Raw genomic sequence first — 23,815 nt, 5'->3', positions numbered from 1 at the left:
CCGGTGATAATGCAACGGCAGTTTCTATCTTTTTCGAGGGCCCTACAGCCTATGTGGTACGAAGGTTTTCTTGGCCTGTCGGCCTGGTCACTGGTGGCAGTCACCCTGCTGATGACCCACGTCACGATCATTGCCGTCACGGTCTACCTGCACCGTTATTCAGCGCATCGCTCCCTGGAGCTCAATGCCGGCCTCAAACATTTCTTCCGCTTCTGGCTGTGGCTGACCACGGCACAGAACACCCGCGAGTGGACCGCCATCCACCGCAAGCACCACGCCAAATGCGAGACCGTCGACGACCCACACAGCCCGGTCATCAAAGGCTTGTCCACCGTGCTGCGCAAAGGCGCCGAGCTGTATCGCGCCGAGGCGGAAAACCCGGAAACCCTGCGCATCTACGGCAAGAACTGCCCCGAAGACTGGATCGAGCGCAACCTTTATAGCCGCTTCCCTCTGCTGGGCGTGGCGATCATGGCGGGCATCGATCTGCTGCTGTTCGGCACCATCGGCATCACTATCTGGGCCATCCAGATGATGTGGATTCCCGTCTGGGCCGCCGGCGTGGTCAATGGCCTGGGCCATGCCGTGGGCTACCGCAATTTCGAATGCCGCGACGCGGCAACCAACCTGGTGCCCTGGGGCATCCTGATCGGCGGCGAAGAACTGCACAACAACCACCACACCTATCCCAACTCGGCCAAGCTGTCGGTACGCAAATGGGAATTCGACCTGGGCTGGGCCTGGATCCGGGTGTTCAGTTTCCTGCGCTTGGCCAAGGTCCAGCGGGTTGCACCGATCGCCCACCGGGTCGAAGGCAAGGGCCACCTGGACATGGACACGGCCATGGCGATTCTCAACAACCGTTTCCAGATCATGGCGCAGTACCGCCGGCTGGTCATCGCGCCGCTGGTCAAGCAGGAACTGGAGAAAGTCGATCACTCGGTGCGGCACCAATTCCACCGGGCCAAACGCCTGCTGTCGCGGGAAACCAGCCTGCTGGACGACCGTCACCACGTGCGCATCCAGAACATGCTCGAACACAGCCAGGCGCTGAAGGTGATCTACGAGAAACGTCTGGCCTTGCAGCAGATCTGGGTCAAGACCAGCAGCAACGGCCACGACATGCTCGCCGCCATCAAGGAATGGGTCCACGAGGCGGAGGCCAGTGGCATCCAGTCCCTGCGCGAGTTTGCCGACCAACTCAAGACCTACTCGCTAAGGCCTGCCACGGCCTGACAAGACCACTGTGGTGAAGGGCTCCTGTGGCGAGGGGATTTATCCCCGCTGGGCTGCGCAGCAGCCCCAAGACAGTCGATTCGAGTGATCCAGACACACCGCGCCATCAGGTTTCAGGGCTGCTTCGCAGCCCAGCGGGGATAAATCCCCTCGCCACAGGTTCAACCCCATAATTTGACTCGCTAAATCCCCCGCCCTTCGTCGCCTGAAAAGGAACTTCGCCCAGAATCCCCTATCTCAAAGAGCACTTCGCCATCCAGGCGGGCTTTGGAGAAAAGTGCGTGCGAACCAACAGCAGTGCACGCTCTTTGAGATTTGTGCCGATGGTCGACAAGAACCTACAGGATTATTCCCTACCTCAATGGCCCGAGGCGGCCCAGACGCTCATGGCGCTGATGCATGCCCAAGGCGAAGTGGCGCGTCTGAGCGAGCGTGAGCAGTTGTTCAGCTCGCTGCTGGTCAGCGTCAATGCCGTGCTCTGGGCGTTCAACTGGGAAACCCGGCAAGTGCTGTATGTCAGCCCGGCCTACGAGCGGATCTTCGGCCGCCCCGCAGGCCTGGTCCTGGCTGACTACAATGAATGGCGCGACGCAATCTACCCCGACGACCTGGAATACGCCGAACGCAGCCTGGCCGAAGTATTGGTCAAGGGCGCCGTCGAGGACCGTGAATACCGCATCATCGCTGGTGATGGCCAGGTCCGCTGGCTGAGCGACAAGTGCTTCATCAACCGCAAGGCCGAGCCCGGGCAACCGGTGATCGTGGTCGGTATCGCCGAGGACATCACCGAAAAGAAGCTGCTGGAAAGTGAATTGCAGCGCCTGGCGACCACCGATGTGCTGACCCAGAGCAGCAATCGCCGGCATTTTTTCGAATGCGCCAACCGTGAGTTCGAGCAGGCCAGGCTACAAGGGATGCCAATGGCGTTCCTGTTGCTGGACATCGATGACTTCAAGGTAATCAACGACACCTACGGTCATCAGGAAGGCGACAACGTGTTGCAGAAAATCGCCGAAAGCGGACGGTCCGTGCTCAGGCGCGGTGATCTGTTCGGGCGGATCGGTGGTGAAGAGTTCGCCGCGGTGTTCCCCGGCTGCGCCCCAGACATGGCATTGCAGGTCGCCGAGCGGTTGCAACGGGAAATCCAGCGCCTGATGTTTCGCTGCGGCGAGCAGGCCTTTGGCATTACCGTCAGTCAGGGTCTGACCAGCATCACCGCCGACGACCAGAGCCTCGACAACCTGTTCGCGCGCGCCGACGCAGCCATGTACGAAGCCAAGCGCAAGGGCAAGAACCGCATCATTGCCGCTTGACGCAATCGCAGTGCAATTGAATCCAGCCATCCCCCGGAGGTTGGATGGCTTTATTTACGGCGCAACCGCATCAACTCCGGCAAGCCAATCTTCAGCAACCGCGCCGTACGGCCACGGGCCAGTTCTTCAAGACCTTCATGGGCAGGCAGATGCGCCATCTGCGCCGCCATGTTCATCACCAAGGCTTCACGGGAATAAACCCCGCCCCCAAGGCTGTAGACCGCCGCGATCAACTCTCGCAGCTCCAACGGCAGACGCCAGCGGGCCCGTAACGCCGAGCCAAAACTGGCGCCGAACTTGACCAGCGAGTCGCCTACTTCCTCCGGCTCGTCCAACTCGCCACCGGCCTGTTTCCACTCCTCCAGACAGCGCAGCAACGCCAGGTCGCCCAGGCGATGCAATAATCCGGCGCAATAACAGCGCTCCTGCTCCAGGTCCAGCAACCGCGCCATCGTCCGGGCGTATTCGGCCGTGTGCAGCGATAGCTCCCAGTAACGCTCGGCATAATCCGCCAGGCACGGGACACTAAGCCTGGCACAGCGCTTGAGGGTAAGGCCGAGGATCAGGTTCATGCTTTGCCCGGTGCCGAGCTGGTGCAGCGCCTGGGCCACGGTCTGCACCGGGCCACCACCCTGATGCTGGGCAGCGCTATTGGCGGCGGCGATCAGCACCGCAGTGATTTGCGGGTCGGTGCGGATTTCTTCTTCGAGCAGTTTCAGGTCCAGGCCGCCGGGGTTGAGGCTGCGCTTGACCGCCACTTGCACATCGGTCATCAAAGGCGCGCCCTCGGACAGATCACGCCGACGTTCCAGAAAAGTAGGCAGAGTCAACCCCGCTCCCGGGATCGGCGCGTCGTTGGACGTTTCCTCACCGCCGCCCAACAACAACCCCTGCAAACGCTGGGTCAGGTTTTCCCGGTTCAAGGGCTTGGTCAAATACGCGGTCGGCGCCAGCGGCAAGACCTCGCGCACGCTGGCGCTGTCGTTTCGACGGCTCATCAGGATGAACGGCAGCGGTGGGGTACGGTGCTGCTGGCGAAGGCCACGCAGGATCGCCAGGCCATCAACCCCCGGCAGCTCCCAATCGGCGATCACCAGATCGTAGGGATGGCTCGCCAACAATTCCAAAGCCTGTTTGCCCTCGCCACAGGTGTCCACCCGAGCATCGCAGCGCACACTCGACAACACCTGTTCGAGCAGCTCACGGGACGCCGGATCGGCCTCGGCGATCAACACTCGTGGTACAGCGGGTAAGTCCACAGCAGTCATGCAGCATGCTCCCTTGCCATACTTGCACCTTAGACGCTGGTGGCCGTTCCAGACAGCCCAAAATCCACTGGCAGGTTCGCGGATATGAAAAAAACCCGCCAAAAGGCGGGTTTCTGTGGATCAGTGCACAACCCGGGCTCAGAGCTCGGAGAAGCACTCTTCGATGATTGCCAGGCCCTTGTCCAGTTGCTCATCCGGCGCGGTCAGCGGCACCAGCACCCGCAGAACGTTGCCGTAGGTGCCGCAGGACAGCAGGATCAGACCCTTGTCGCGCGCCTTGGCCACGACCTGAGCGACCGCGGCGGCATTCGGCTTGTGGGAGTCGCCGTTTTCGAACAGCTCCACGGCAATCATCGCGCCCAGTGCACGCACCTCACCGATGACCGGGTACTTCTTCTGGATAGCCTTGAGGCCAGTCACCAGACGCTCGCCCACGGCCTTGCAGCGATCAAGCAGGTGTTCTTCTTCGAACACTTCCATCACCGCCAGCGCCGCCGCACAGGCGATCGGGCTACCGGCATAGGTGCCGCCCAGGCCACCCGGTGCGATGGCATCCATGTACTCGGCCTTGCCGCACACACCAGCCAACGGGAAACCGCCAGCGATGGATTTGGCGAAGGTGGTCAGGTCGGCGGCAACGCCCATCTGCTCCATGGCAAAGAAGGTGCCGGTACGGCCGGCGCCAGTCTGCACTTCGTCAGCGATCAGCAGGATACCGTGCTGGTCGCACAGGGCGCGCAGACGCTTCATGAACTCCTTCGGCGCCACATAGAAACCACCCTCGCCCTGCACTGGCTCGATGATGATTGCCGCGATGTCACGCGGTTCGGCGTCGTTCTTGAAGATACGCTCGATGCTGGCGATGGAATCATCGATGCTCACGCCATGCAGTTCGTTCGGGTACAGCGCGCGGAAGATACCGCCGGGCATCAGGCCCATGCCCGCCGAATACGGCACGACTTTGCCGGTCAAGCCCAGGGTCATCATGGTGCGACCGTGGTAAGCACCGGTGAAGGCGATGACACCGGCACGACCAGTGGCGGCGCGGGCGATTTTCACGGCGTTTTCCACCGCTTCCGAACCGGTGGTGACCAGCAGGGTTTTCTTGGCGAAATCACCTGGGACCTTGGCGTTGATTTTTTCGCACAGTTCCACGTATGGCTCGTAGGCCAGGACCTGGAAGCAGGTATGGGTCAGTTTGTTCAGTTGCTCGGTCACGGCGGCGATGATTTTCGGGTGCACGTGGCCGGTGTTCAGCACGGCGATGCCGCCGGCGAAGTCGATGAATTCACGGCCTTCGACGTCGGTTACCGTGGCGTTCTTCGCCGATTCGGCGAAGATCGGGTGAATCTGGCCGACACCACGGGGAACAGCGGCGGTACGGCGGGCCATCAAGTCAGCGTTAGTCTTGCTCATTACAGTCCTCATTCGCCGCTCATCGGTCGGCGTAGTTCAAGGAATACATGGCGGGGAGGCAACTGCGACAGCATGCGATGATCGACTGCCACAGGGTTCCGGCCACAAGAAACAGAACAGGTAAAACACGCAAAGGGACAGCGCTCTCGTGCCCTTTGCGCTTGAAGCGGATCAGATACCCAGGCAGAGGTATTTGATTTCCAGATAGTCCTCGATGCCGTACTTGGAGCCTTCACGGCCCAGGCCCGAAGCCTTGATACCGCCGAACGGCGCGACTTCGTTGGAAATCAACCCGGTGTTGACGCCGACCATGCCGTACTCCAGGGCTTCGGCCACACGGAACACACGGCCCAGGTCACGGGCATAGAAGTACGAGGCCAGGCCGAACTCGGTGTCGTTGGACATCGCGATCACTTCAGCTTCGTCTTTGAAGCGGAACAGCGGCGCCAGCGGGCCGAAGGTCTCTTCCTTCGCTACGGCGGCGTTTTTCGGTACGTTGGTCAGGATGGTCGGCTCGAAGAAGTTGCCTTCCATCGCCTTGCCACCCGACAGCACGGTCGCGCCTTTGCTGACTGCATCGGCGATGTGTTCCTGCACCTTGGCGACCGCCTTGCCGTCGATCAACGGACCGGTGGTGGTGCCATCGTCCAGACCATTGCCGATCTTGAGCTTGGCAACCGCCGCCTTGAGTTTTTCGGCGAAGGCGTCGTACACCGAATCCTGGATGTACAGGCGGTTGGCGCAGACGCAGGTCTGACCGTTGTTGCGGTATTTGGAAATGATCGCGCCTTCCACGGCCTTATCCAGGTCCGCGTCGTCGAACACGATGAACGGCGCGTTGCCGCCCAGCTCCAGGGAGACCTTCTTGATGTCCTTGGCGCATTCGGCCATCAATTGGCGACCGATCTCGGTCGAGCCGGTGAACGACAGCTTGCGCACGATCGGGTTGCTGGTCAGCTCACCGCCGATGTCGCCGGCACTGCCGGTGACCACGCTCAGCACGCCTTGTGGAATGCCGGCACGGTGTGCCAGCTCCACCAGTGCCAGGGCCGAGAACGGGGTTTGCGAAGCCGGCTTGATGACCATGGTGCAACCGGCAGCCAGGGCCGGACCGGCCTTGCGGGTGATCATCGCGGCGGGGAAGTTCCACGGGGTAATGGCCGCGGTCACGCCGATCGGCTGCTTGATCACGATCAGGCGCTTGTCGGGCTGGTGGCCAGGAATCACGTCGCCGTAGATGCGCTTGGCTTCCTCGGCGAACCATTCGATGAACGAGGCGGCGTAGACGATTTCGCCCTTGGCTTCGGCCAGCGGCTTGCCTTGTTCCAGGGTCATCAGGCGACCGAGGTCGTCCTGGTTTTCGATCAGCAACTCGTACCAGCGGCGCAGCTTGTTGGCGCGCTCCTTGGCCGTCAGCGCACGCCAGGCCGGCAGTGCCTTGTCGGCGGCTTCAATCGCACGACGGGTTTCGGCAGCGCCCATCTTCGGCACGGTGCCCAGGACTTCGCCCGTCGCCGGGTTGGTGACATTGATCGTCTGACCATTGTCCGCATCGACCCAAGCGCCATCGATAAAGGCTTGCTGGCGGAACAACTGGGTGTCTTTAAGCTGCATGTCGGCTTTCCTTAACAGCACCGCGCACGCGCGGAGCGAATTAGATTTGTAGAAAGGCGCCTCGGGGGCTGCCGTCAGGGAAATCATTCACCGGGCTGAAGCACAGAAATAACGCACATAAGCACAGACGTGCGGTTCAGCACCCAGACAAGAGCGTTTGAAATCTCAAACGAATCCTAGGGCCGATGGGGGTGAAGGACAATAGGCTGTTCGAAAAAAAGAACGAAAAATACGAATTTGCCCGCTTTTTCTGATCAGCGTAGCCGACACCAGCCCAGACTCATGAAAACACCGGCAAATCAGCAGCATGGACGCCCGCCATGCATATGAGTATCATGGCGCCCGCGTCGCACCAGTAGCTCAGCTGGATAGAGTACTGCCCTCCGAAGGCAGGGGTCGTGGGTTCGAATCCCGCCTGGTGCACCATATCCCATTCTAGACCTGTCCCGGACAGTCTACGAAACACCCCAAGAAGCCCGCCCTGTGCGGGTTTTTTGTTTTTGGGTTGTCCACGAGCCAGCACATCAGATGCGCAAATCCAGAAGCACCGAGCGCGCCCTCGTTAATATGATTTTGTTTTTTGACAGCTTCCTGATCCGACCTATAGTCACCATCGCGACCTGCAGGAAGGAACCTGAATCGTCAGCCAGTCGGCATGGAGCCAGGCCAGCTCGTATCCGTGACAAAAAAATTCCTTCCGATAGTGCACACGCAGGCCGCGACGCGGTGAAACGTAATTGTCTTTTGGCACGAGGCCAAAGACCTACTATCAAGGAGCTTCATAATGTCTCGAGTCACGGATGTGCTGGTTTCAATCGATACTGAAACCATCCTGAAAAACTACCCGAACATTAGTAAAAACCCCAACTCGCCAACGCTGATCGACTTCAAGCACGTATACATGGTGACGAACCAGGACAACGTGGTGAGCGGCCAGGCTGGTGGCGAACTCGACTTGAAGGCCCAGGTCGGCGATCTGATCCGCTGGCGTGAAACCAGCCTGTCGCAGAGTTTCGAAACGGCGGTGATCTTCTACAAGTTCATCGGCAACGCGGGCAACGAATTGATCTCCCCACCCTCGCCGCGCAAGGCTACCGCTTGCGTCGCGGTACCCAACACCAGCAACCCGTCAGTCCCCAGTTGCCAAAAGGTCGATAACCACTACTGGTCTTCGGAAACCCTGGCTTGTGGCCGAGTGACCTATCACTTCAACTTCCTGATCGTCGACCGCAACTGCAGCATCGTCGCCTGCTGCTCGTGGGACCCGTTCATTTCCATTCACAACTGATGTAGCCGGCCCCTTGGCGACAAGGGGCCAACCAAACTCGCGGCCGCTGCGACCAAACAGGATGTTTCGCTCTACCAAAGCGGCCGCGACTACCGCCAACATCATGAAAGGAAGCCGTGATGTCTACCGAACCCAGCGCTATTTCCAGCGAAACAGGCACTGCGCATGTTTCGCTTATCGTTGACGCCGAGACACTGCTCTCGCGTTATCCACAGGCCAGCCAGGATCCGAATACGCCAACGCCCATTGATGAGCATTTCATTTTCCTTCTTGGAGGCGCCCTTCTGTCCAATACAAAAATCGACAGCAGGGGGCTGCCCATAAGTCTCGGTCGCATCACCCATCTACGCAGTCGCACCATCGCCCTTCGAGCCGAGCACAGCGTGGTGCTCTATGAATTTGCGGTCGAGACTGGAGAAGTTCTGCCAGCGCCGGAGTTGGTGGTAAACGCCGATCAGACCGTACCGGCCATCGACGTCGAAAACCTCACCCAACCCATCCCCCAACAGACTGATGATCACTTCTGGCGTTGCCGACCGCTCAGTCAAGGCAAGGAGAGCAGTGAGTTGAGGTTTATGTTGGTGAACAGCCAGTGTGAAGTGGCGGGTTATTTCAGTTGGGCAGTTGACGTCATCGTCGAGTGAGTGGACGCCTGCCCCTCGTTAAACCAGGTTACCCCCTTGCAAAAAAAAGCGCCCAGGTCGCCAGGACCTGGACGCTTTTAGCGACGCAGGTTTACTCAACGCTTTTGCAGTGCCTCCAACCGCGCCGGCAGGTCTTCCTTGGGAAAACGCTTGTGCAGCGCCAGCAGCTTCTCATCAGCAGCCTTACTCTCACCCGCCTCGCGCAAGCGCAGGATTTCCAGCAAGCCTTGCTCCAGCGATGGCTGCGCAGCCGGCGCGGATTTGCTCATCTTCGCCGCTGGTTTTTCCACCAATGATTGCATCGGGCTTGCCGGGGCCCGGGCCAGTTCGCCTTGGGGCGCCATGCGGGTGATCGGTGCAGGAGCGGGCATGGCCGGCGGCGGTGCAGCGGCAACGGCGGGCGCTTGCCGATCGGCGGAAAGCTCCATCGAGGCGGGTGAGGACAGCTCGTCATGAGGCACGGGCGAACGCAGCACCAGGCCAATCATCAACGCCACGCCGGCGACTGTGGCGAATGCCATTTGCCAGCGCGGCCGTTGGCAGGCTTGCAGCCAGCGTTGCCATAGGCTTGGTGTCGGGGCTTCGCGGCGGGCGGTGGCCAGAATGAAGGCGTCCAGGGAGGCCGGAGGCTCGCCGCTGGCGTGTTGACGGAAATGCTCGATCAGCCTTTCGTCGTCGGGATCCGGGATATGTTTGGAATCAATCATGCGGGTACCTCCTCGGCCAGCAGTCGATGCAATTTCTGCTGGGCGTAACGCAAGCGGCTTTTGACCGTTTCCAGCGGGGCGCCGGTCAAGGCGGCGATCTGTGGCAGCTCCAGGTCGCCGTGCAGGCGCAGCAGGAAGACTTCCCGCTGATCTTCGGGCAAGGCCTGCAACGCCGCATCGAGACGGGCCTGGTCGCGACTCAGGCTCAGCTGTTGCTCAGGACTATTGGTGTCGTCGGGCTGGACGTGAAGCTGCTCGTCGTAACTGTCGTGCAACGGGTTGTGGACCCCGTGTTTGCGCCAGTGATCGATCAAGCGGTTGCGGGCAATCTGGAATAGCCAGGTACGAAAACTCGCCCGGCCTTGTGGCTGGGTGGTGCTGCGGATCAGGCTGAGCCAGGTCTCCTGGAAGACTTCCTCGGCCAGTTCGGCCTTGTTGCTCAAGGACACGAGGAAACGGTAAAGCCCTAACCTATGACGGGCGTAGAGGACTTCAAAAGAAGCCTTGTCGCCGTTGCGGTAGCGGGTCAGCAGCGATTCGTCGCTGGGAGGATCAAGCGCAGCGGGCATGTGGGTGGCGAACTCCTTTCGATGTGGAACAATCTTGCAAATTGCAGAGGATTCTGTGGGAGCGAGCCTGCTCGCGATGGCGTCAGGTCAGTCAACAATGATGGTGACTGGCCCACCGCAATCGCGAGCAGGCTTGCTCCCACATTTGATCCGTTGTGCTCGAGATCAGCGCTTGACCGCAGGCTCGAGACTCTGGGCCAGTTCCACCAACTGCACAAACTCGGCACGCAGCCCAAACGGATCATCGCCGCGGGCCGAGCGCGCTAATTGCGCGGTGTCCTTCAAGGTCATCGTCCCAGTGTAGCGTCCATCGCCCTTGAGCTGCTGGGCAAACGCAGCCACAGCGGCCGAGAAGCGCAAGTCATCGCTGGTCTTGGCATCGTTTGGCGCGCTGTCGATAGGATGCTCGATCAACCGGCTACTGCCACCCTCGGCGGGCTTGTAGCGTACGCGCAACATCGCCAGCTCTGCTGACTTGCCGTCCAGCTTGGGCGTGTTGGCATAACGCAACGGCTCCAACCAGCCCTGCTCGCCTTTCGGGACAATTTCATACAACGCCGTCACCGTATGTCCGGCGCCGATCTCACCCGCATCGACCTTGTCGTTGTTGAAGTCCTCACGCTTGAGTGCGCGGTTCTCATACCCCAACAGGCGATACTCACTGACCTGGGCGGGGTTGAACTCCACCTGCAACTTCACATCCCGCGCCACCACCGCCAGGGTTGAGCTGAGCTGGTCCACCAACACCTTGCGCGCTTCGAGCAGGTTATCGATGTAGGCGTAGTTGCCGTCACCGGCGTCAGCCAGTTGCTCCATCAGGTGTTCATTGTAGTTATCCACACCGAAGCCCAGCGTCGTCAGGGAGACGCCGCTTTTACGCTGGTCCACCGCCATTTGCTTGAGGCTGTCGAAATCACTGATACCGACGTTGAAATCACCATCGGTGGCCAGCAGGATGCGATTGATGCCCTTGTCGATAAAGCTCTCCCGAGCCATTTGATAGGCCAATTCGATACCCGAGGCGCCTGCGGTGGAACCACCGGCGTCGAGTTGATCGATGGCGTTGCGGATTGTCACCTTGTCGCGCCCCGAGGTGGGCTTGAGCACCACCCGGGACTCACCGGCATAGACCACCAGGGACACCCGGTCCTGGTCGCGTAATTGATCCACCAGCAATTTCAACGTGCTCTTGACCAACGGCAGGCCTTCGCGACGGTCCATGGAACCGGAAACGTCCACCAGGAAGACCAGGTTGGCCGGCGCCAGATCCGCCACGGCGCGGTCGCTGGCCTTGATGCCGATGCGTAGCAAGCGGGTGTGGGGGTTCCACGGCGACGGGGCCACTTCGGTGGTCACGCCAAAGGGCGAACCGTCGATGGGCAGGGCGTAGTTGTAAGGGAAGTAGTTGACCATTTCCTCCAGTCGCACGGCCCCTTCGGGCGGAAGACTGCCTTGATTGAGCAAACGGCGCACATTGGCGTAACTGCCGGTATCGACATCCACGCTGAAGGTCGAGACCGGCGTTTCGGCCACGCTGTGGATCGGGTTGTCCGGCAGTTTTTCGTACTGCTCACGCGATTCGGCGCGGTAACCCGCGGCGATGGCATCGTTCGCCACGCTTGGGGCGGGCATCGCTGCCGGCTTCATGAGCATGCGCTTGACCGTCGACTGGCGCACTTCGGCGATCTCGCCTTGCGGTACCACGCTGGGCGCCACAGGCACCGGCTCGGACGGCCTGGCAGCCTCTCGGGAAGACAACCCACAACCGGTCAACGCCACCAGCAAAGTCACGGCGAAGCCCTGGGCAGCAGGACGCATAAAGGGGAGTGGACGGGACATGGACTGAACCTCGTGAATGAATGATTCGTACACAAGCTCAGACGCAAGGCACTTACGGTTCGGGTTAACCGGTCGAAAATATTTTCCGGCGGCTGACAAGCCTCGCCATTTTCCTCTCCAGCCCCTTGATACCTTTGTGGTTTTCCCTCAAGTTACCGCCCCCCAAGTCGAGACATTGAAGTGCCATCAATCCTATAAGGACATTCCGTGTTCAAAACACTTCTCAAGGCCACCGCCCTCATCGCCACCCTGTCGATGACCGGCTGCGTGTCCTATACCGTCACCGGCCCAGTGGGCGCTCCGCAGCACCCGGCTCCCATCAGCAGCCCACGTATCGCACAAATCGCCGATGTCGCCGTGACTGCCCCCGATGTCAACGATGCCACGCGCACGGCCATCAGCCGCTCGCTCACGGCCCAGCTCAACCAATACGTGCAAACTGGCGGCTACTTCAAGCAAGTCACCGAATACCCGACGCGCCTGGGCGAGAACGACGTGCTGCTCAAATTCAACATGACTTCCCTCAAAGGCCATCGCGCCCCGCACCCGGGCTACTTCCCCGGCGCGTTGCTGACGCTGACGGTCTGGATCTGGGTTAACGGTCCTATCTACGTCGACAGTTTCGACGTTGCCGGCAACCTGGTGATCGTCGACCGCGACGGCAAGGAACTGGCTGCGGCCAAGGAAGAGGTCAAGCTCGAGCGCAACGTTGGCCTGTATGGCCGCGAATACTGGGCGCCAACCATGGGCGCCCAGCAAATGAACCAGTTGGTCGCACAACTGCTGGACACCGCTACCGCGCGCCTGGCCAAACAATAAGGAGCAACACATGATGGGTTTCATCAAACACAGCCTGGTGCTGGCCGCCGTCCTACTGACCGGTTGCGTGTCCTACTCGCAACACGAATTGCCTGACGTGAAGACCTGGCCACCAGCCGCCGCCACGCCAGCCGCCAAACCCAGCGCTTTCCTGCGCACCACAGCGCAGAACCAGGTCAACAGTGGCCCGGCCGTGGCTGCTTCGGGTGCCCAGGCCAGCGCTTGGGAAACCTCCGTGGCCGAGACGTTCCGCGATTCCGGGCGCTTCGCGCGGGTCAGCACCGACAAGGTCGAGTCGGACATCTACGCCGAAGCCACCTTGAGCAACAACGAACAGTTCAGCATGGCCTCGGCCATCATCACCGGCGCGACCTTCTTCGTGATTCCCTCCACGGCCGAAAACACCTTCACCCTCGAAACGGTGTTCAAGGACAAGGACGGCAAGGAACTGGGGCGCGTGCAGAAGAGTGAGTCGGTGCGGACCTGGATGCATCTGGTGCTGATTTTTGGCATTCCGTTCCAGCAGGACACTCGCGACGTGGTGCAGGCGCTGACACGTAGCACGTTGGAAGAGGCAGTGCAGCGGCGGTTGCTGTAACTACGACGAGGGCAGAGGTCGCTAACATGACGTTCCTGGCGAACCACTAAGGAGTACTTAGTGGTTACGTTTTGAACAAGCGACTCTTGAGCAGGATCTTTACGACTCGCAAGCCAAAGATACCGGCTCAACCTTCCCATGCCGCCCCGGGAAATACGCCGCCGCAGCCACACCCACCGCGCCCATCACAACGCAATACCCTACGCACACCCATGGGCTCCACGGCACCAGGGCGATCAGCATCAACGGCGTCATGCTCGCCCACAACGCATAGGCGATGTTGTAGGTGAGCGAGATGCCGGACACGCGGATCTTCGGCGGGAACAGGCTGACCATCACCGAAGGCACCGCGCCGACCACGCCGCAACCCAGGCCGGCCACGGCGTAGGCCAGGCCCAGCCAGGTGCTGCCGCTGATCAGGCTGGCGTAGAGCACGGCGATGCCCATGGGCAACAGCAGGCTGTAGAGCATGACAGTGCGCCAGGCGCCGATGCGGTCGACGATGAGGCCGGCCAGGACGCAGCCGATGTTCAGGAACACGATGCCCAGGCTGCTCAGGGCGAAGGTGTGGCTGGGGGTCATGCCGAAGCTTTTCTGCATCACGGTGGGGGTGATGACCACGAACACCACCACGGCCGAGGTCAGCACACAGGTCAGGATCGCGGCCGGCAGCAAGGCCTGGCGGTGATCGCGCAGGACTGTGCGCAACGGCAGTTCCGCAGCGCCTTCGCGATTGGCTTGCAGGGCCATGAAGATCGGCGTTTCGCTCAGCCAGCGACGCAACCAGACGCCGATCACGCCGAAGACCCCGCCGAGCAGGAACGGCAGGCGCCAGGCGTAATCGAGGATCTCCGCCGGCGTATAGATCCGCGCCAGCGCTGTGGCGGTCAGGGCGCCCAGCAAGTAGCCGAAGGTCAGGCCGGCCTGGAGGAAGCCCAGGGCATAGCCGCGATGATGCAGCGGTGCATGTTCGGCCACGAACACCCAGGCGCTTGGCACCTCGCCGCCCACCGCCGCGCCCTGCAGGATACGCAGCGCCAGCAATAGCAACGGGGCGAAATAACCGATTTGCGCGTAGGTCGGCATCACTCCGATAAGCAGGCACGGCAAGGCCATCATCAGGATGCTCAGGCTGAATACCCGCTTGCGGCCCAGGCGATCGGCGAAATGCGCCATGAGAATGCCGCCCAAGGGCCGGGCCAGGTAGCCGGTGGCGAAAATCCCGAAGCTTTGCAGCAAGCGCAGCCAATCGGGCATTTCCGGCGGGAAGAACAATTGGCTAAGGGTCAGGGCGAAGAAGACGAAGATGATGAAATCGTAGATCTCCAGCGCGCCACCCAGGGCGGCCAGGCCCAGGGTCTTGTAATCGGATCGGCTGAATCGGTCACCGGGTAAAACAGTGGTGGCAGTCATAGGCAGGTTTGAACAATAAGTTTGAGAGAGGCGACGGCTCAGTCGTCGCGATCATTGTCCACTGGTTGCACCGGTGGCTGGCCTGGCTCGGCGTCTTCGGCCTCGTCGGCAGGCAGGAAATCCTTGCGGCTCTGGGCAATGGCCCGGCGTATTTCATCGCCCTTGGTAGGGCAGTTCAGGAGGCGGGCGATGCCGTCGGGTTTCTGCGTCATCGCCATCCTCCGGCATGAGTGAACAGGGGCTCGATAGTGCTCGCTTTTGGCCCATGATGCCAATTTTATGGTGGGGGGCCGCTTCGCAGCCCAGCGGGAACAAGCCCCCTCTGAACCCTATCCCCTGGTTTAAACAGGGGGGGTTGTGTTGTCCTGGGTCAGCGGTGGTAACGGCGCACGACACTGCTGTTGCGCAGTACGTGGCCTTTGATTTTTTCCATCAGTTGGGCACGGGTGAGATCGGCAGGCAGGGCTTCCGGTGGCAGGTCCAGGGCGAAAAGCTGGATCAGGTAGTGGTGAGCGCTGTCGCCGATAGGCGGGCAAGGGCCTATGTAGCCGTGAGTGTTCTTGCTGTTGATGCCGCTCATGCCTTCCAACGAGGATTTGGTGCCGGCGCCCGCCGGAATCTGCCGTGTGCTGGCCTTGATGCCGTAGTGGATCCAGTGGTCAACCCCTTGGCCCCTTTGACCGTCCGGGTCCAACATGACGATGGCGTAGCTGAGGGTGCCGGGAGGACCGGCGTTCCAGCTCAGGGCCGGGGAAATGTTCTTGCCACCACAGGTGTTGGCATCACTGGCTGCAGCTGCCGTGAAGAGGCGGTCGTCCGACACGCCGGGGATGCTGAGGGTAAAACGCTCCTCAGCCTGGGCAGCCCCTTGTGCGCACAGCACCAGGGCGACGGCCGCCAGCCAGGGGGTGAGAGAGTTCAATCGGGTCATACCGGGGCACCTTGTGCGTGTCAGGCCATGGACGGCTTGCGAACTATAGCCGCAGCTTCGCCAAGGTTGCAGTGACAATTATGCTGAAACTCGTCCCGGCCTTGCGACTCCAAAGGGAAACGCCTGCCGGAGAACGACCATGTCTCTGCATCAAGTCGCCCATTTCGCCGATGTTCGCGAAGACCGCGGCCTCGAAGTCAAAATCAATGACACGTCCATCCTGCTGCTGCGCTCAGGCGATCAGGTGCGCGCCTTCCAGGGCAAATGCCCGCATGCCGGCGCACCACTGGCCAAGGGTGCAGTGTGCCACGGAAGGCTGATTTGCCCGTGGCACAAAGCGGCGTTCCGAACTGAAGATGGCGCCCTGTGTGAACCGCCGGCCCTCGATAGCCTGGCGCGCTATCACGTCGAGATCCGGGACGGTGACGTCTGGGTCGACGATCAACCGCTGCCGACCGACAAGGTTCCGCCAGCCGATGACTCCCGCACGTTCGTCATCATCGGCGCCGGTGCGGCCGGCACCGCTTGCGCGGCGGCGTTGCGCGAGAAGGGTTTTGGCGGACGAATCCAGTTGATCGACCGTGAAGCCGAGGCCGGCTATGACCGTACGGTGTTGAGCAAGTATGTGTTGGCGGGCGACATGACAGTCGATGAGACTTCGTCGCTACGCGATGAAACATATTTCACCCAGCAACGCATCGAAAGGCTTCATGGCGAGGTCACCCATCTGGACCCCGATGCCCGGCAAATCCAGCTCGCCGATGGCCGGCACCTGGGCTACGACGCCGCACTCATTGCCACAGGCGGGGTGCCGAAGACGCCGGCGCTGTCCGGCATCGATTTGCCGCAAGTCTTCGTGCTGCGTTCGATCGCCCACGCCCGGCAGATTCTCGACACTGTCCGGCCAGGACAACGGGCGGTGATCATTGGCGACAGTTTCATCGCCATGGAAGTGGCCTCATCCCTGCGCAAGCGCGAGCTGAACGTCACCGTCGTTGCCCGGCATCCGGTGCCGTTCGCCGCGCAATTGGGCGAGAGCGTCGGCCAAGCCATCCTGGCCCGGCATCGGGCCAACGGCGTGGTGTACAGGTGCGATAGCGAAGCGGCGCGGATCGAGGGGGCGGGCAAGGTCGAAGCCGTGGTGCTGGACAACGGCCAGCGCCTTGCCGCGGACCTGGTGATCATCGGCGTCGGCGTACGCCCGGCCACCGAGCCGTTTGCCCAATTGCCAAGGGAACAGGACCAGTCACTGTCCGTTGACGCGGGCATGCGCGTGGCTGATGGCTTATGGGCCGCTGGTGATATCGCGACCTTCCCCCTGAACGGCCAGCCCCAGCGCATCGAGCACTGGCGCCTGGCCCAGCAACAGGCCCGCATCGCCGCCGCGAACATGCTCGGCGGTGACGAACGCTATCTGGACGTGCCATTTTTCTGGACCTATCACTTCGGCAAACGCTACGACTATCTCGGCCACGCCGAACATTGGGACGAGGTGGAATTCAAGGGCACGCCCGAGCATCCGCCGTTTATTGCCCTGCTGGGCAAGGACGGCCTCGTTGCCGCCGCAGTGGCCTGCGATGAAGGCCGGGCCATGGCGGCGTTGGCACAGCGAATGAAACAACCGTTGCCAGTGGATGAGGCATGGCGGCTGATCAGGGATTTTTCCACGTAGATCTGGACGTCACCCCAAATATCCTGTGGGAGCGAGCCTGCTCGCGATGGCGTGCGCTCAGCTTGCATCAATGCACGGACTGATCGGCCGGCAGGTGAATCACACGGGGCCGCTCCAGTGGCGCCAGGGGCGGTGGTTGCAAGTCGGGGCTGAGCAGGTGGAAATGCGCCACGACGTGGCTGATGTCGCCGTCCTGGTTGTTGTGAATAATCTTCGAGCCGGGCTGGCGCAAGGTATCCAGGCGCTCGCCGCTCAACTTGAAACTGGCGCTCAAGCCCTGGTCATCCACCACCGGAGCCGGCAGCCGACGCTGGGCAAAGCTGCGGCTTTTGCGCTGCTGATAACGCGCCCAGGTAATCAACAGCACCGCGTTGACCAACGCGATCCAACCATAGATCTGCAGGGTTCCCAGGGTGTCGAACAACGCCCCGCCCAGACGCGGGCCAGCCTGGCTGTCGAACAATGGCCATAGTCCAGTGACCAGCAAGTACAACAACCCCACCCACGCCAGCACGGTAAAAAACGCATCGATGACCACCAGAAAAGGCCGTTGCCGGGTCCTGATAATTTTCATCGGATCACTTCCTCTTCCTGATCATCGAACGGTTTGATACCGCGATCCGGACTGATCCAGCGCGCACGCTTCTGATGCTGCCCGAACAGCACTTTTGGAAAACTCACCAGGGTGGTGAAAAGGCTGATCAGCCAGAACACCAGCGGGTACCAGACCACCCAGAACATGATGTGCCACAGGCCTTTTTCGTAGCGCCGATCGATGAGGATGCTCACCGCGAACTGCAGCAGGCACACCACCGCCAGCAACAGCCCGGTGAAGGCCGGCGGCATCAGGTGATCCACGGCGATAGCCGCCGGCATTTCGACGAATTTGCCGGCGCCCCAGAAAATCACCGACAGCAGGAACGTGAACGCCCAACCGGTGGACAGGCAATACTCGAACAACAGCGGCCACAGGTAGCGGTGACGGTATTGCCAGATGCCACGGATGTTCTTGAACAGTACCTCGGCGCCACCCTGGGCCCAGCGCAGGCGTTGGCGCCACAGGCCACGCAGGGTTTCGGGCATGAGGATCCAGCACAGCGCGCGGGGTTCGTAGAAGATGCTCCAGTGATCCAGTTGCAGCTTCCAGCTGATATCGATGTCTTCGGTGATCATGTCCGGGCTCCAGTAGCCAACCCGATGCAGGGCCGTGCGACGGAACGCGACGATCACGCCGGACACGGTGAAGATCCGCCCGAAAACCCGCTGGGTACGCTTGATCAGGCCAATGATCGAGGAGAACTCGCCGACCTGGACCCGGCCCACCAGGGTCGAACGGGTGCGGATGCGCGGGTTGCCGGTCACTGCGCCGAGGCGGGCGTTGTCCAGCATCGGCGCCACCAGGTAAGCACAGGTATTCGGCGCCAGCAGCGCGTCACCATCGATGCACACCAGGTATTCACTGCGCGCCGCGATGGCACCCATGCGCAGGGCCACGGCCTTGCCCTGGTTTTCCGCCAGGTGCAGCACGCGCAGGCGCGGGTCTTCAGCCGCCAATTGGTCGAGCATCTGGGCGGTGTTGTCTTTGGAGCCATCGTTGATGGCGATGACTTCGATGTTCGGATAATGCTGACCCAGCGCCGCGTGAATGGTATCGGCGACGTTATCGCCTTCGTTGAAGCACGGGATCAGGATGCTGATCAACGGCTCGCCCGCCAGGGGCGGTGGCAGAGTGTCGTCCTTCCACGGCCAGTGGCGCTCCCAGTGCAGCCAGAAATACAGGCCGCCGGCGATCCACAGCCCAGACATGAACAGCGGGTAAAAGAACACGAAGTCCATCAGGAATTGCCCGGTGACCAGGAAAATCAGGCCCAGGGGCACCCCAAGGACGATCGCCAGCACCAGCAGGGCGAGCAGTCTGTCGAGCATGTCAAGGATTCCACTTGTTGGAGAGCGCCGGCCGTACGGCTTTCACGGCAGGCTGGTCTTCGATGAAGTTGTCCGGGTAGTAGCCGAAACTGGTCACGCCTTGGCGCTTGAGGCGCCCCATCCAGTCGGCCAGTTGTTCGCCGTCGATGTCGCTGACCGGTTTGCTGTGCCAGTCGCGCGCCTGCAGTTCGAACACCGTGCGCTTGAGCGCGCCGGGGCGAGCCTTGACGGTATCCACCAGGCGCTCGAGCCAAGGGCCGGATTGAGCGCGGGTCTGCTTTTCCATCAGCGGCATGGCCATCGGAGCCGTCCAGTCATAGGCGCCGAGGAAGTCGTCGAGGTTCTGGGCGAACCAGGCTTCGCTTTCCGGGTTGAGCATCGGTTCGGCAAAGATGTTGCGCGCCGTCAGGATCTGCGGGCCACGAATTGCCCGCACCTTGGCGGAGAGCTCGTGGGTGAAGTCGATCAGGTAGCGGCTCTTGAAGCGGGTCCAGCGTTGCATCGCCACAGGATCGTCGCGCAGAGCGGCAATGGACGTCGACAGACCGTTGGCGGCATAGACTTTCAGGGCCGCGGGGCTGGCATCCTCGAAGTCGGAAAACACCGCGTCATCATGGTACAAGACGCCATCCAACGAGCTCATCCGCGCCAGGTCCTCATAGATCTCGCCGATGACCTTGCGCACCTTCGGGTCGAATGGCGACAGGCGCACGTACTGGTCCGGGGCGACGCCGGTCTTGCCAGTTTGCGGATCCCAGCGCTGGACCCGGGGCAGCTTCGCGTCCAGGGCGAAACTGAGCACCGGCATCCAGGCATAGACCTTGGCATTGGCCCGGGTACGCAACTGCCACGCAACCCGGTCGAACAGGTCAGCGCGTACCGGCAAGTGACGGTTGGGGAAGTACAACGAGTGTACGAGACCATCGCCTTTCGGGTCGGCGAAGGCTTGCAGGAATACCGTATTGGCGCCCAGGTCGGAAATGCGCTGGACCAACTTGCCGACATTGGCTTCCTGCTGCACCGGGTCCGGGTCGTAGACGTAATCCAGGTCGACATGCACCACGCGCATCGGGTCAATCGTCTGCACCGACACGATGCTTTCGGCGAAATGGGCACCATCCGGATCGGACGCCACCAAAAAGCGTGGGCCGCTCATCAGGTTATCCAGGCTGTCGAGCCCATCCTCCAGGGTCAGGGCCATCTGATAGCCCTCGCTACCAATCACCTGCAACGCCGTGCCGTCGGCTTCCCCGTAAGGCCAGACCCAGACACGCGGGCTGTAGCCGGTGACCTTGCGAATCTTCTCGGAAATGGCCGTCACGTCCTTGCGCAGACGCGCCTGGAAATCGGCCTCGGTCTCATAGCGACCGGTAACCGGATCGTAGCGCCGGGTGGTCGCGGCGGGTTGCTGGTTGCCTTGCGGATTGGCGAGGATGCCTTTGTGGTTGGCGTCGGTGTGGGCGGCGATTTCCACCAGGCCCGATTTCGACACCTCGCGAATCTGCTCCCAGGTCAGGAACTCGGAACGCTTGCGCGGCACCCCGGCGAAATCCACCGTCTGGTTCAGCGGCGTATCCACCCAACTGCCGACCGGGGCGAGGATCGCCGGCCAGTTATAGGCGCGCAGGATAGGCATGACACGGGTGTAGAAGCTTGAGTAGCCGTCATCGAAACTCAGCAGCACCGCACGGGGTGGCAGTTCCGGGCCGCCATTGCGGGCCGTGATGATCTGGTCCACCGTGACCGGCTGGTAGTTGTTCTCCCGCAGCCACGCCAGTTGTTCGATCAAGCGTTCGGTACGCACGGCCACCAGCGCCTGGTCGGGGTCTCGGTCGTTGACATCGTGATAGGCGATGCCTAGCACATGGTTCTTCGGCCACGGGGCATCATTGGCCGCCACCGGGCGCTGCGCGGGAGGCGTGAACGCCGGGGCTTGCTGGGCACAAGCACTGATCAGCAAGACCCCCAGCAGAAGGATGAATCGCGAAATGACAGGCATCTTCAAACTCTTCTAGAAGCGATAGGTGAGGTCGACAAGCAGGCGCACATCGCTTTCGCGATCGCCGTCGTAGGGGCGGTTGAGCCAGCTCAGCGCGGCACCTGCCTCTAGCACGTCGTTCCAGATGAAACGCTGGCCGTAGCTGAGCAATCCCATGGCCGCGGTGTTGTAGTCGCGCTGGCTGTAGGTACCGGCACCGACCTGGAACTGCTGGCTCCACGTGGTCTCGTAGCGGCGATACAACACGTGGTTGGCGCTCACGGTCGGCATGACGCTGAAATCCGCTTTCGGATTGAAATAAGGCACTTCGTTGGAACCACTGTTGCGGCTGGCGCCCACTTCCAGACCCAACTCCACTTGCAGGCGCGGAGCGCTGTAGATGCCCTCGCGGCCGGTCAGCAGGGTTTCGAGGCGGTTATTGCCATCGCTGAAATGGGACGGGCTGACAGCCAGTCGCCACTCGCGGCTTTCATTGGCGCGCCAACGGACGAAACCACTGCCGCCATTGGCGCGGACGCCGCTGTTGAGCGCCCGCAGCGGGGTATTGGCCGAGAGATAGTCCAGGCTGCCGCCGTACTGCCAGTGGTCGTCGATATCCCGCGCCACGGCCACGCGCGCGCCCTGCTTGTCGCCGGAACCATAGGAATGGTTGGAGACTTCCGCCTCCAGCGTCATGTCGCGGGTGCGACGCTCCAAACCCAGACGCTGCCAACGATGGTGGCCGGTGCCTTCCTCGAAATCACCGGTGGCATAGCCAGCACCGCCGAACAGCCGCCAATCCTCATCGATGGGCGGGCTGTAGAGCAGGGTTTCGATACCAAAATCCCGGCTGCCCGTGACTGCACCGGCGTCACCGTTGCCACCGCCATAGCTCTTGCCGGTGTAGGCTTCGATGCGTAGCTCGGCCATGTCGTGTACCTCGCGCTGGCGTTGCAGGCGTTTGACATGGGCGTTTTCCGGGTAGCGGGCGACCACGTCGTCGGTCAGTGCATCCATCTGCCGCCATTCCTGCAGATCCATGGCGGCGCGGGCCTGGGCGATTTCCAGGTCACGGTTGCGCGGAATCGTCGCCTCGACTTCCTTGAGCAGGTTTTCCGAACGGCGTGGCCAGTCACGGGCCTGGTACAGATCGGCCTGGGCCAGACGCATGCCGGTGTTGCCGGGGCCTTGGTTGACCAGGGTTTCCAGGCGCGTCTCGGCAGAAGGCAGGTCGGCGCCGTAAGTGCCGGCCTGGGCGGCGAGTTGCTGGGCGTCCATCCATTCATCGTTGGGATTGCCGATCGGCAGGCCCTTGAGTTCGATGCGCGGGCGCTGGGCCTTCGCCATGTCTTCGGCGAGTGCACGGGCCTCTTCGGATTTTTCACTTTCCAGCAACGCGTAGTAGAGCGCGGTGCTGTCTTCAAAACGCTCCGCAGGATCGGCATCCGGCGCGCTCAGGACCCGGCGGTACAGATCGACGGCGATCTCCGGTTCACGCTGCTCCAGATAGGAAGAGGCCACCCAGCGCAGGGCATAGGTAGGAATGCTTACGCCCTCGGCGATCAACTTCTGGTACTCGGCAATCACTTCAGCCCGGCGGGCGCGGGCATTGAGGGCGCCCATGCGGTCGATGCGCCAACGGAGTACGTCGTCATGGGCCTCTGCCACCGGGGTCCAGGTGGCGAGCAACTTGTCGTAGTCGGCCAGGGCGCGGTCGGCAATGACGAAGCGCTCCTGTTCGCTGCGGCTGGCCATGTCCGCCAGGCGCACCCGCTCGGCCGCCACGTCACCCTCCAGGCGCCGCTGCACGCCACGCTCGATCAACCCCGGCTGCAAGCGCGCCAGGCGCAGCGCCGGCTCAGGCAGCCGCGCGCGTTGCAGGGCATAAATATATTCGCGCGCAACCTCCGGGCTGCTGCCGGCGCGGCTGAAGGCCTGGTCGTATTCGAACAGCGCTTCGTGGGGGTCGTTGGCGCGGGTCAGGGCATAACCCAGTGCCAGTCGACGCATTGGATCTGCCGGTTTGGCGGCGACCATGGCCTTGGCGCGAGTGACGGCTTCGTCGGGCTGGCCTGCGTCGGCCTGGGTCAAGGCCAGGCCGAGTTGCAGGTCGGGGTTCTGGGGATCGATCACCAAAGCCTGGCGGTACAGCTCGGCCGCCGAATCCCAACGCTTGAGGTTACGGTAGGCGCGAGCCGTAGCGGTCAACGCCTGGACGGGCAGCGCTCGATTGCGGCCCTGGGCCTCATAGACCGCCACCACCTCAGCGTCGAGGCCGGCCCAACTGGCAATCTGCAGGTGATCACTGATCTGCGCGGTGCTGGCCTGGGCAGCCGGCACCTGGCGCAACGCGGTCAGCGCGGGCGTGTAATGGCCGGCACGGGCGTCGAGCACCATCTGGTCATAGGCCGTATCGGCAAACGCCAGCATCGGCCAGCACAATTGACTGCACAGTGCGACGCGAAACAACGGGCGCAAACCACGTTGCACAAAAGGACCCACAGTACGCGGCATTCGTCAGCATCCTTACATGGCCAGCCGGGTCGCAGTGCCCCCTTGCCCATCAAACAGGAAGCCGGATCAA

General features: G+C 61.8%; 20 protein-coding genes and 1 tRNA gene. 8 read left to right on the top strand and 13 right to left on the bottom strand.

The window, feature by feature from the left end:
• Positions 1 to 51: 51 nt before the first annotated feature.
• Positions 52 to 1,236: a delta-9 fatty acid desaturase DesA gene (gene desA / locus PBDP_RS01060; protein WP_109756563.1), complete on the top strand. Its 1,185-nt coding sequence runs from the start codon at positions 52 to 54 to the stop codon at positions 1,234 to 1,236.
• 323 nt (positions 1,237 to 1,559) lie between these two features.
• Positions 1,560 to 2,549: a GGDEF domain-containing protein gene (locus PBDP_RS01055; protein WP_109756564.1), complete on the top strand. Its 990-nt coding sequence runs from the start codon at positions 1,560 to 1,562 to the stop codon at positions 2,547 to 2,549.
• Positions 2,550 to 2,599: 50 nt separating this feature from the next.
• On the opposite strand, the gene PBDP_RS01050 is transcribed toward PBDP_RS01055, so the two are convergent.
• The 3 genes from PBDP_RS01050 to gabD all read right to left on the bottom strand — a co-directional run bounded on the left by PBDP_RS01050 (position 2,600) and on the right by gabD (position 6,847).
• Entirely contained in the window at positions 2,600 to 3,817 is a 1,218-nt protein-coding gene (locus PBDP_RS01050) for an HDOD domain-containing protein (RefSeq protein ID WP_176688819.1), read from the bottom strand.
• Between the two features lie 138 nt (positions 3,818 to 3,955).
• Complete coding sequence (gene gabT, locus PBDP_RS01045) at positions 3,956 to 5,233, bottom strand: 4-aminobutyrate--2-oxoglutarate transaminase (protein ID WP_109756566.1); 1,278 nt, start codon at positions 5,231 to 5,233, stop codon at positions 3,956 to 3,958.
• Between the two features lie 171 nt (positions 5,234 to 5,404).
• Positions 5,405 to 6,847, bottom strand: coding sequence for an NADP-dependent succinate-semialdehyde dehydrogenase (gene gabD, locus PBDP_RS01040; protein ID WP_109756567.1), 1,443 nt, complete (start codon positions 6,845 to 6,847; stop codon positions 5,405 to 5,407).
• Positions 6,848 to 7,196: 349 nt separating this feature from the next.
• Between gabD and PBDP_RS01035 the strand changes: the two genes are divergently transcribed.
• From PBDP_RS01035 to PBDP_RS01025, 3 genes are all read left to right on the top strand, one after another.
• A tRNA-Arg gene (locus PBDP_RS01035) sits at positions 7,197 to 7,273 on the top strand.
• Positions 7,274 to 7,631: 358 nt separating this feature from the next.
• Positions 7,632 to 8,135 (top strand): inclusion body family protein, encoded by a 504-nt coding sequence (locus PBDP_RS01030; RefSeq protein WP_018606623.1) that lies wholly within the window; start codon positions 7,632 to 7,634, stop codon positions 8,133 to 8,135.
• Positions 8,136 to 8,254: 119 nt separating this feature from the next.
• On the top strand, positions 8,255 to 8,779 hold the full coding sequence (locus tag PBDP_RS01025) for an AidA/PixA family protein (RefSeq protein WP_109756568.1): 525 nt from the start codon (positions 8,255 to 8,257) through the stop codon (positions 8,777 to 8,779).
• 95 nt (positions 8,780 to 8,874) lie between these two features.
• On the opposite strand, the gene PBDP_RS01020 is transcribed toward PBDP_RS01025, so the two are convergent.
• The 3 genes from PBDP_RS01020 to PBDP_RS01010 all read right to left on the bottom strand — a co-directional run bounded on the left by PBDP_RS01020 (position 8,875) and on the right by PBDP_RS01010 (position 11,894).
• Positions 8,875 to 9,486 carry a hypothetical protein gene (locus PBDP_RS01020; protein WP_212801704.1) on the bottom strand — a complete coding sequence of 204 codons (612 nt, stop codon included), beginning with the start codon at positions 9,484 to 9,486 and terminating at the stop codon, positions 8,875 to 8,877.
• A complete protein-coding gene (locus PBDP_RS01015; RefSeq protein ID WP_109756570.1) occupies positions 9,483 to 10,055 on the bottom strand; it encodes an RNA polymerase sigma factor in 573 nt (190 codons plus the stop codon). Before PBDP_RS01015 ends, PBDP_RS01020 begins: the two co-directional genes overlap by 4 nt.
• 165 nt (positions 10,056 to 10,220) lie before the next feature.
• The gene (locus PBDP_RS01010) at positions 10,221 to 11,894 is read right to left on the bottom strand and encodes a vWA domain-containing protein (RefSeq protein ID WP_212801703.1); all 1,674 of its coding nucleotides are present in this window, start codon (positions 11,892 to 11,894) and stop codon (positions 10,221 to 10,223) included.
• A 207-nt stretch (positions 11,895 to 12,101) separates the two neighbouring features.
• Between PBDP_RS01010 and PBDP_RS01005 the strand changes: the two genes are divergently transcribed.
• A complete protein-coding gene (locus tag PBDP_RS01005; RefSeq protein WP_212801702.1) occupies positions 12,102 to 12,713 on the top strand; it encodes a hypothetical protein in 612 nt (203 codons plus the stop codon).
• Positions 12,714 to 12,723: 10 nt separating this feature from the next.
• Positions 12,724 to 13,311, top strand: coding sequence for a hypothetical protein (locus PBDP_RS01000; protein ID WP_109756574.1), 588 nt, complete (start codon positions 12,724 to 12,726; stop codon positions 13,309 to 13,311).
• A 99-nt stretch (positions 13,312 to 13,410) separates the two neighbouring features.
• Here PBDP_RS01000 and PBDP_RS00995 read toward each other — a convergent pair whose 3' ends face one another.
• From PBDP_RS00995 to PBDP_RS00985, 3 genes are all read right to left on the bottom strand, one after another.
• Positions 13,411 to 14,724 (bottom strand): MFS transporter, encoded by a 1,314-nt coding sequence (locus PBDP_RS00995; RefSeq protein WP_116833888.1) that lies wholly within the window; start codon positions 14,722 to 14,724, stop codon positions 13,411 to 13,413.
• Positions 14,725 to 14,762: 38 nt separating this feature from the next.
• Positions 14,763 to 14,936 (bottom strand): hypothetical protein, encoded by a 174-nt coding sequence (locus tag PBDP_RS00990; RefSeq protein WP_162893884.1) that lies wholly within the window; start codon positions 14,934 to 14,936, stop codon positions 14,763 to 14,765.
• 158 nt (positions 14,937 to 15,094) lie between these two features.
• Positions 15,095 to 15,655 carry a YbhB/YbcL family Raf kinase inhibitor-like protein gene (locus tag PBDP_RS00985; RefSeq protein ID WP_116833887.1) on the bottom strand — a complete coding sequence of 187 codons (561 nt, stop codon included), beginning with the start codon at positions 15,653 to 15,655 and terminating at the stop codon, positions 15,095 to 15,097.
• A gap of 139 nt (positions 15,656 to 15,794) precedes the next feature.
• On the opposite strand from PBDP_RS00985, the gene PBDP_RS00980 reads away from it, so the two are divergent.
• The gene (locus tag PBDP_RS00980) at positions 15,795 to 17,327 is read left to right on the top strand and encodes an FAD-dependent oxidoreductase (RefSeq protein WP_212801701.1); all 1,533 of its coding nucleotides are present in this window, start codon (positions 15,795 to 15,797) and stop codon (positions 17,325 to 17,327) included.
• Between the two features lie 67 nt (positions 17,328 to 17,394).
• Here the strand turns inward: PBDP_RS00980 and pgaD are convergent, their stop codons facing one another.
• From pgaD to pgaA, 4 genes are read right to left on the bottom strand one after another with little or no spacing between them, the layout of a single operon-like run.
• Entirely contained in the window at positions 17,395 to 17,901 is a 507-nt protein-coding gene (gene pgaD / locus PBDP_RS00975; RefSeq protein ID WP_109756578.1) for a poly-beta-1,6-N-acetyl-D-glucosamine biosynthesis protein PgaD, read from the bottom strand.
• Positions 17,898 to 19,253 carry a poly-beta-1,6-N-acetyl-D-glucosamine synthase gene (gene pgaC / locus PBDP_RS00970; protein ID WP_046065579.1) on the bottom strand — a complete coding sequence of 452 codons (1,356 nt, stop codon included), beginning with the start codon at positions 19,251 to 19,253 and terminating at the stop codon, positions 17,898 to 17,900. Before pgaC ends, pgaD begins: the two co-directional genes overlap by 4 nt.
• Before the next feature lies 1 nt (position 19,254).
• Positions 19,255 to 21,252 carry a poly-beta-1,6-N-acetyl-D-glucosamine N-deacetylase PgaB gene (pgaB, locus tag PBDP_RS00965; RefSeq protein ID WP_109756579.1) on the bottom strand — a complete coding sequence of 666 codons (1,998 nt, stop codon included), beginning with the start codon at positions 21,250 to 21,252 and terminating at the stop codon, positions 19,255 to 19,257.
• 12 nt (positions 21,253 to 21,264) lie between these two features.
• The gene (pgaA, locus tag PBDP_RS00960; RefSeq protein ID WP_212801700.1) at positions 21,265 to 23,745 is read right to left on the bottom strand and encodes a poly-beta-1,6 N-acetyl-D-glucosamine export porin PgaA; all 2,481 of its coding nucleotides are present in this window, start codon (positions 23,743 to 23,745) and stop codon (positions 21,265 to 21,267) included.
• Between the last annotated feature and the right edge of the window lie 70 nt (positions 23,746 to 23,815).

Origin of the sequence: Pseudomonas sp. St290, from assembly GCF_018325805.1 — a bacterium.
In the GTDB taxonomy this organism is placed as follows: Bacteria; Pseudomonadota; Gammaproteobacteria; order Pseudomonadales; family Pseudomonadaceae; genus Aquipseudomonas; species Aquipseudomonas bijieensis.
Note: the sequence above shows the minus strand (reverse complement) of the source record. Positions and strands in the feature narration are given on the sequence as shown.

Excerpts from the sequence above, each read along its gene's own strand:
- desA (WP_109756563.1), top strand. The coding sequence starts at position 52 with ATGTGGTACGAAGGTTTTCTTGGCCTGTCGGCCTGGTCACTGGTGGCA.
- PBDP_RS01055 (WP_109756564.1), top strand. The coding sequence starts at position 1,560 with ATGGTCGACAAGAACCTACAGGATTATTCCCTACCTCAATGGCCCGAG.
- PBDP_RS01050 (WP_176688819.1), bottom strand. The coding sequence starts at position 3,817 with ATGACTGCTGTGGACTTACCCGCTGTACCACGAGTGTTGATCGCCGAG.
- gabT (WP_109756566.1), bottom strand. The coding sequence starts at position 5,233 with ATGAGCAAGACTAACGCTGACTTGATGGCCCGCCGTACCGCCGCTGTT.
- gabD (WP_109756567.1), bottom strand. The coding sequence starts at position 6,847 with ATGCAGCTTAAAGACACCCAGTTGTTCCGCCAGCAAGCCTTTATCGAT.
- PBDP_RS01030 (WP_018606623.1), top strand. The coding sequence starts at position 7,632 with ATGTCTCGAGTCACGGATGTGCTGGTTTCAATCGATACTGAAACCATC.
- PBDP_RS01025 (WP_109756568.1), top strand. The coding sequence starts at position 8,255 with ATGTCTACCGAACCCAGCGCTATTTCCAGCGAAACAGGCACTGCGCAT.
- PBDP_RS01020 (WP_212801704.1), bottom strand. The coding sequence starts at position 9,486 with ATGATTGATTCCAAACATATCCCGGATCCCGACGACGAAAGGCTGATC.
- PBDP_RS01015 (WP_109756570.1), bottom strand. The coding sequence starts at position 10,055 with ATGCCCGCTGCGCTTGATCCTCCCAGCGACGAATCGCTGCTGACCCGC.
- PBDP_RS01010 (WP_212801703.1), bottom strand. The coding sequence starts at position 11,894 with ATGTCCCGTCCACTCCCCTTTATGCGTCCTGCTGCCCAGGGCTTCGCC.
- PBDP_RS01000 (WP_109756574.1), top strand. The coding sequence starts at position 12,724 with ATGATGGGTTTCATCAAACACAGCCTGGTGCTGGCCGCCGTCCTACTG.
- PBDP_RS00995 (WP_116833888.1), bottom strand. The coding sequence starts at position 14,724 with ATGACTGCCACCACTGTTTTACCCGGTGACCGATTCAGCCGATCCGAT.
- PBDP_RS00990 (WP_162893884.1), bottom strand. The coding sequence starts at position 14,936 with ATGACGCAGAAACCCGACGGCATCGCCCGCCTCCTGAACTGCCCTACC.
- PBDP_RS00985 (WP_116833887.1), bottom strand. The coding sequence starts at position 15,655 with ATGACCCGATTGAACTCTCTCACCCCCTGGCTGGCGGCCGTCGCCCTG.
- PBDP_RS00980 (WP_212801701.1), top strand. The coding sequence starts at position 15,795 with ATGTCTCTGCATCAAGTCGCCCATTTCGCCGATGTTCGCGAAGACCGC.
- pgaD (WP_109756578.1), bottom strand. The coding sequence starts at position 17,901 with ATGAAAATTATCAGGACCCGGCAACGGCCTTTTCTGGTGGTCATCGAT.
- pgaC (WP_046065579.1), bottom strand. The coding sequence starts at position 19,253 with ATGCTCGACAGACTGCTCGCCCTGCTGGTGCTGGCGATCGTCCTTGGG.
- pgaB (WP_109756579.1), bottom strand. The coding sequence starts at position 21,252 with ATGCCTGTCATTTCGCGATTCATCCTTCTGCTGGGGGTCTTGCTGATC.
- pgaA (WP_212801700.1), bottom strand. The coding sequence starts at position 23,745 with ATGCCGCGTACTGTGGGTCCTTTTGTGCAACGTGGTTTGCGCCCGTTG.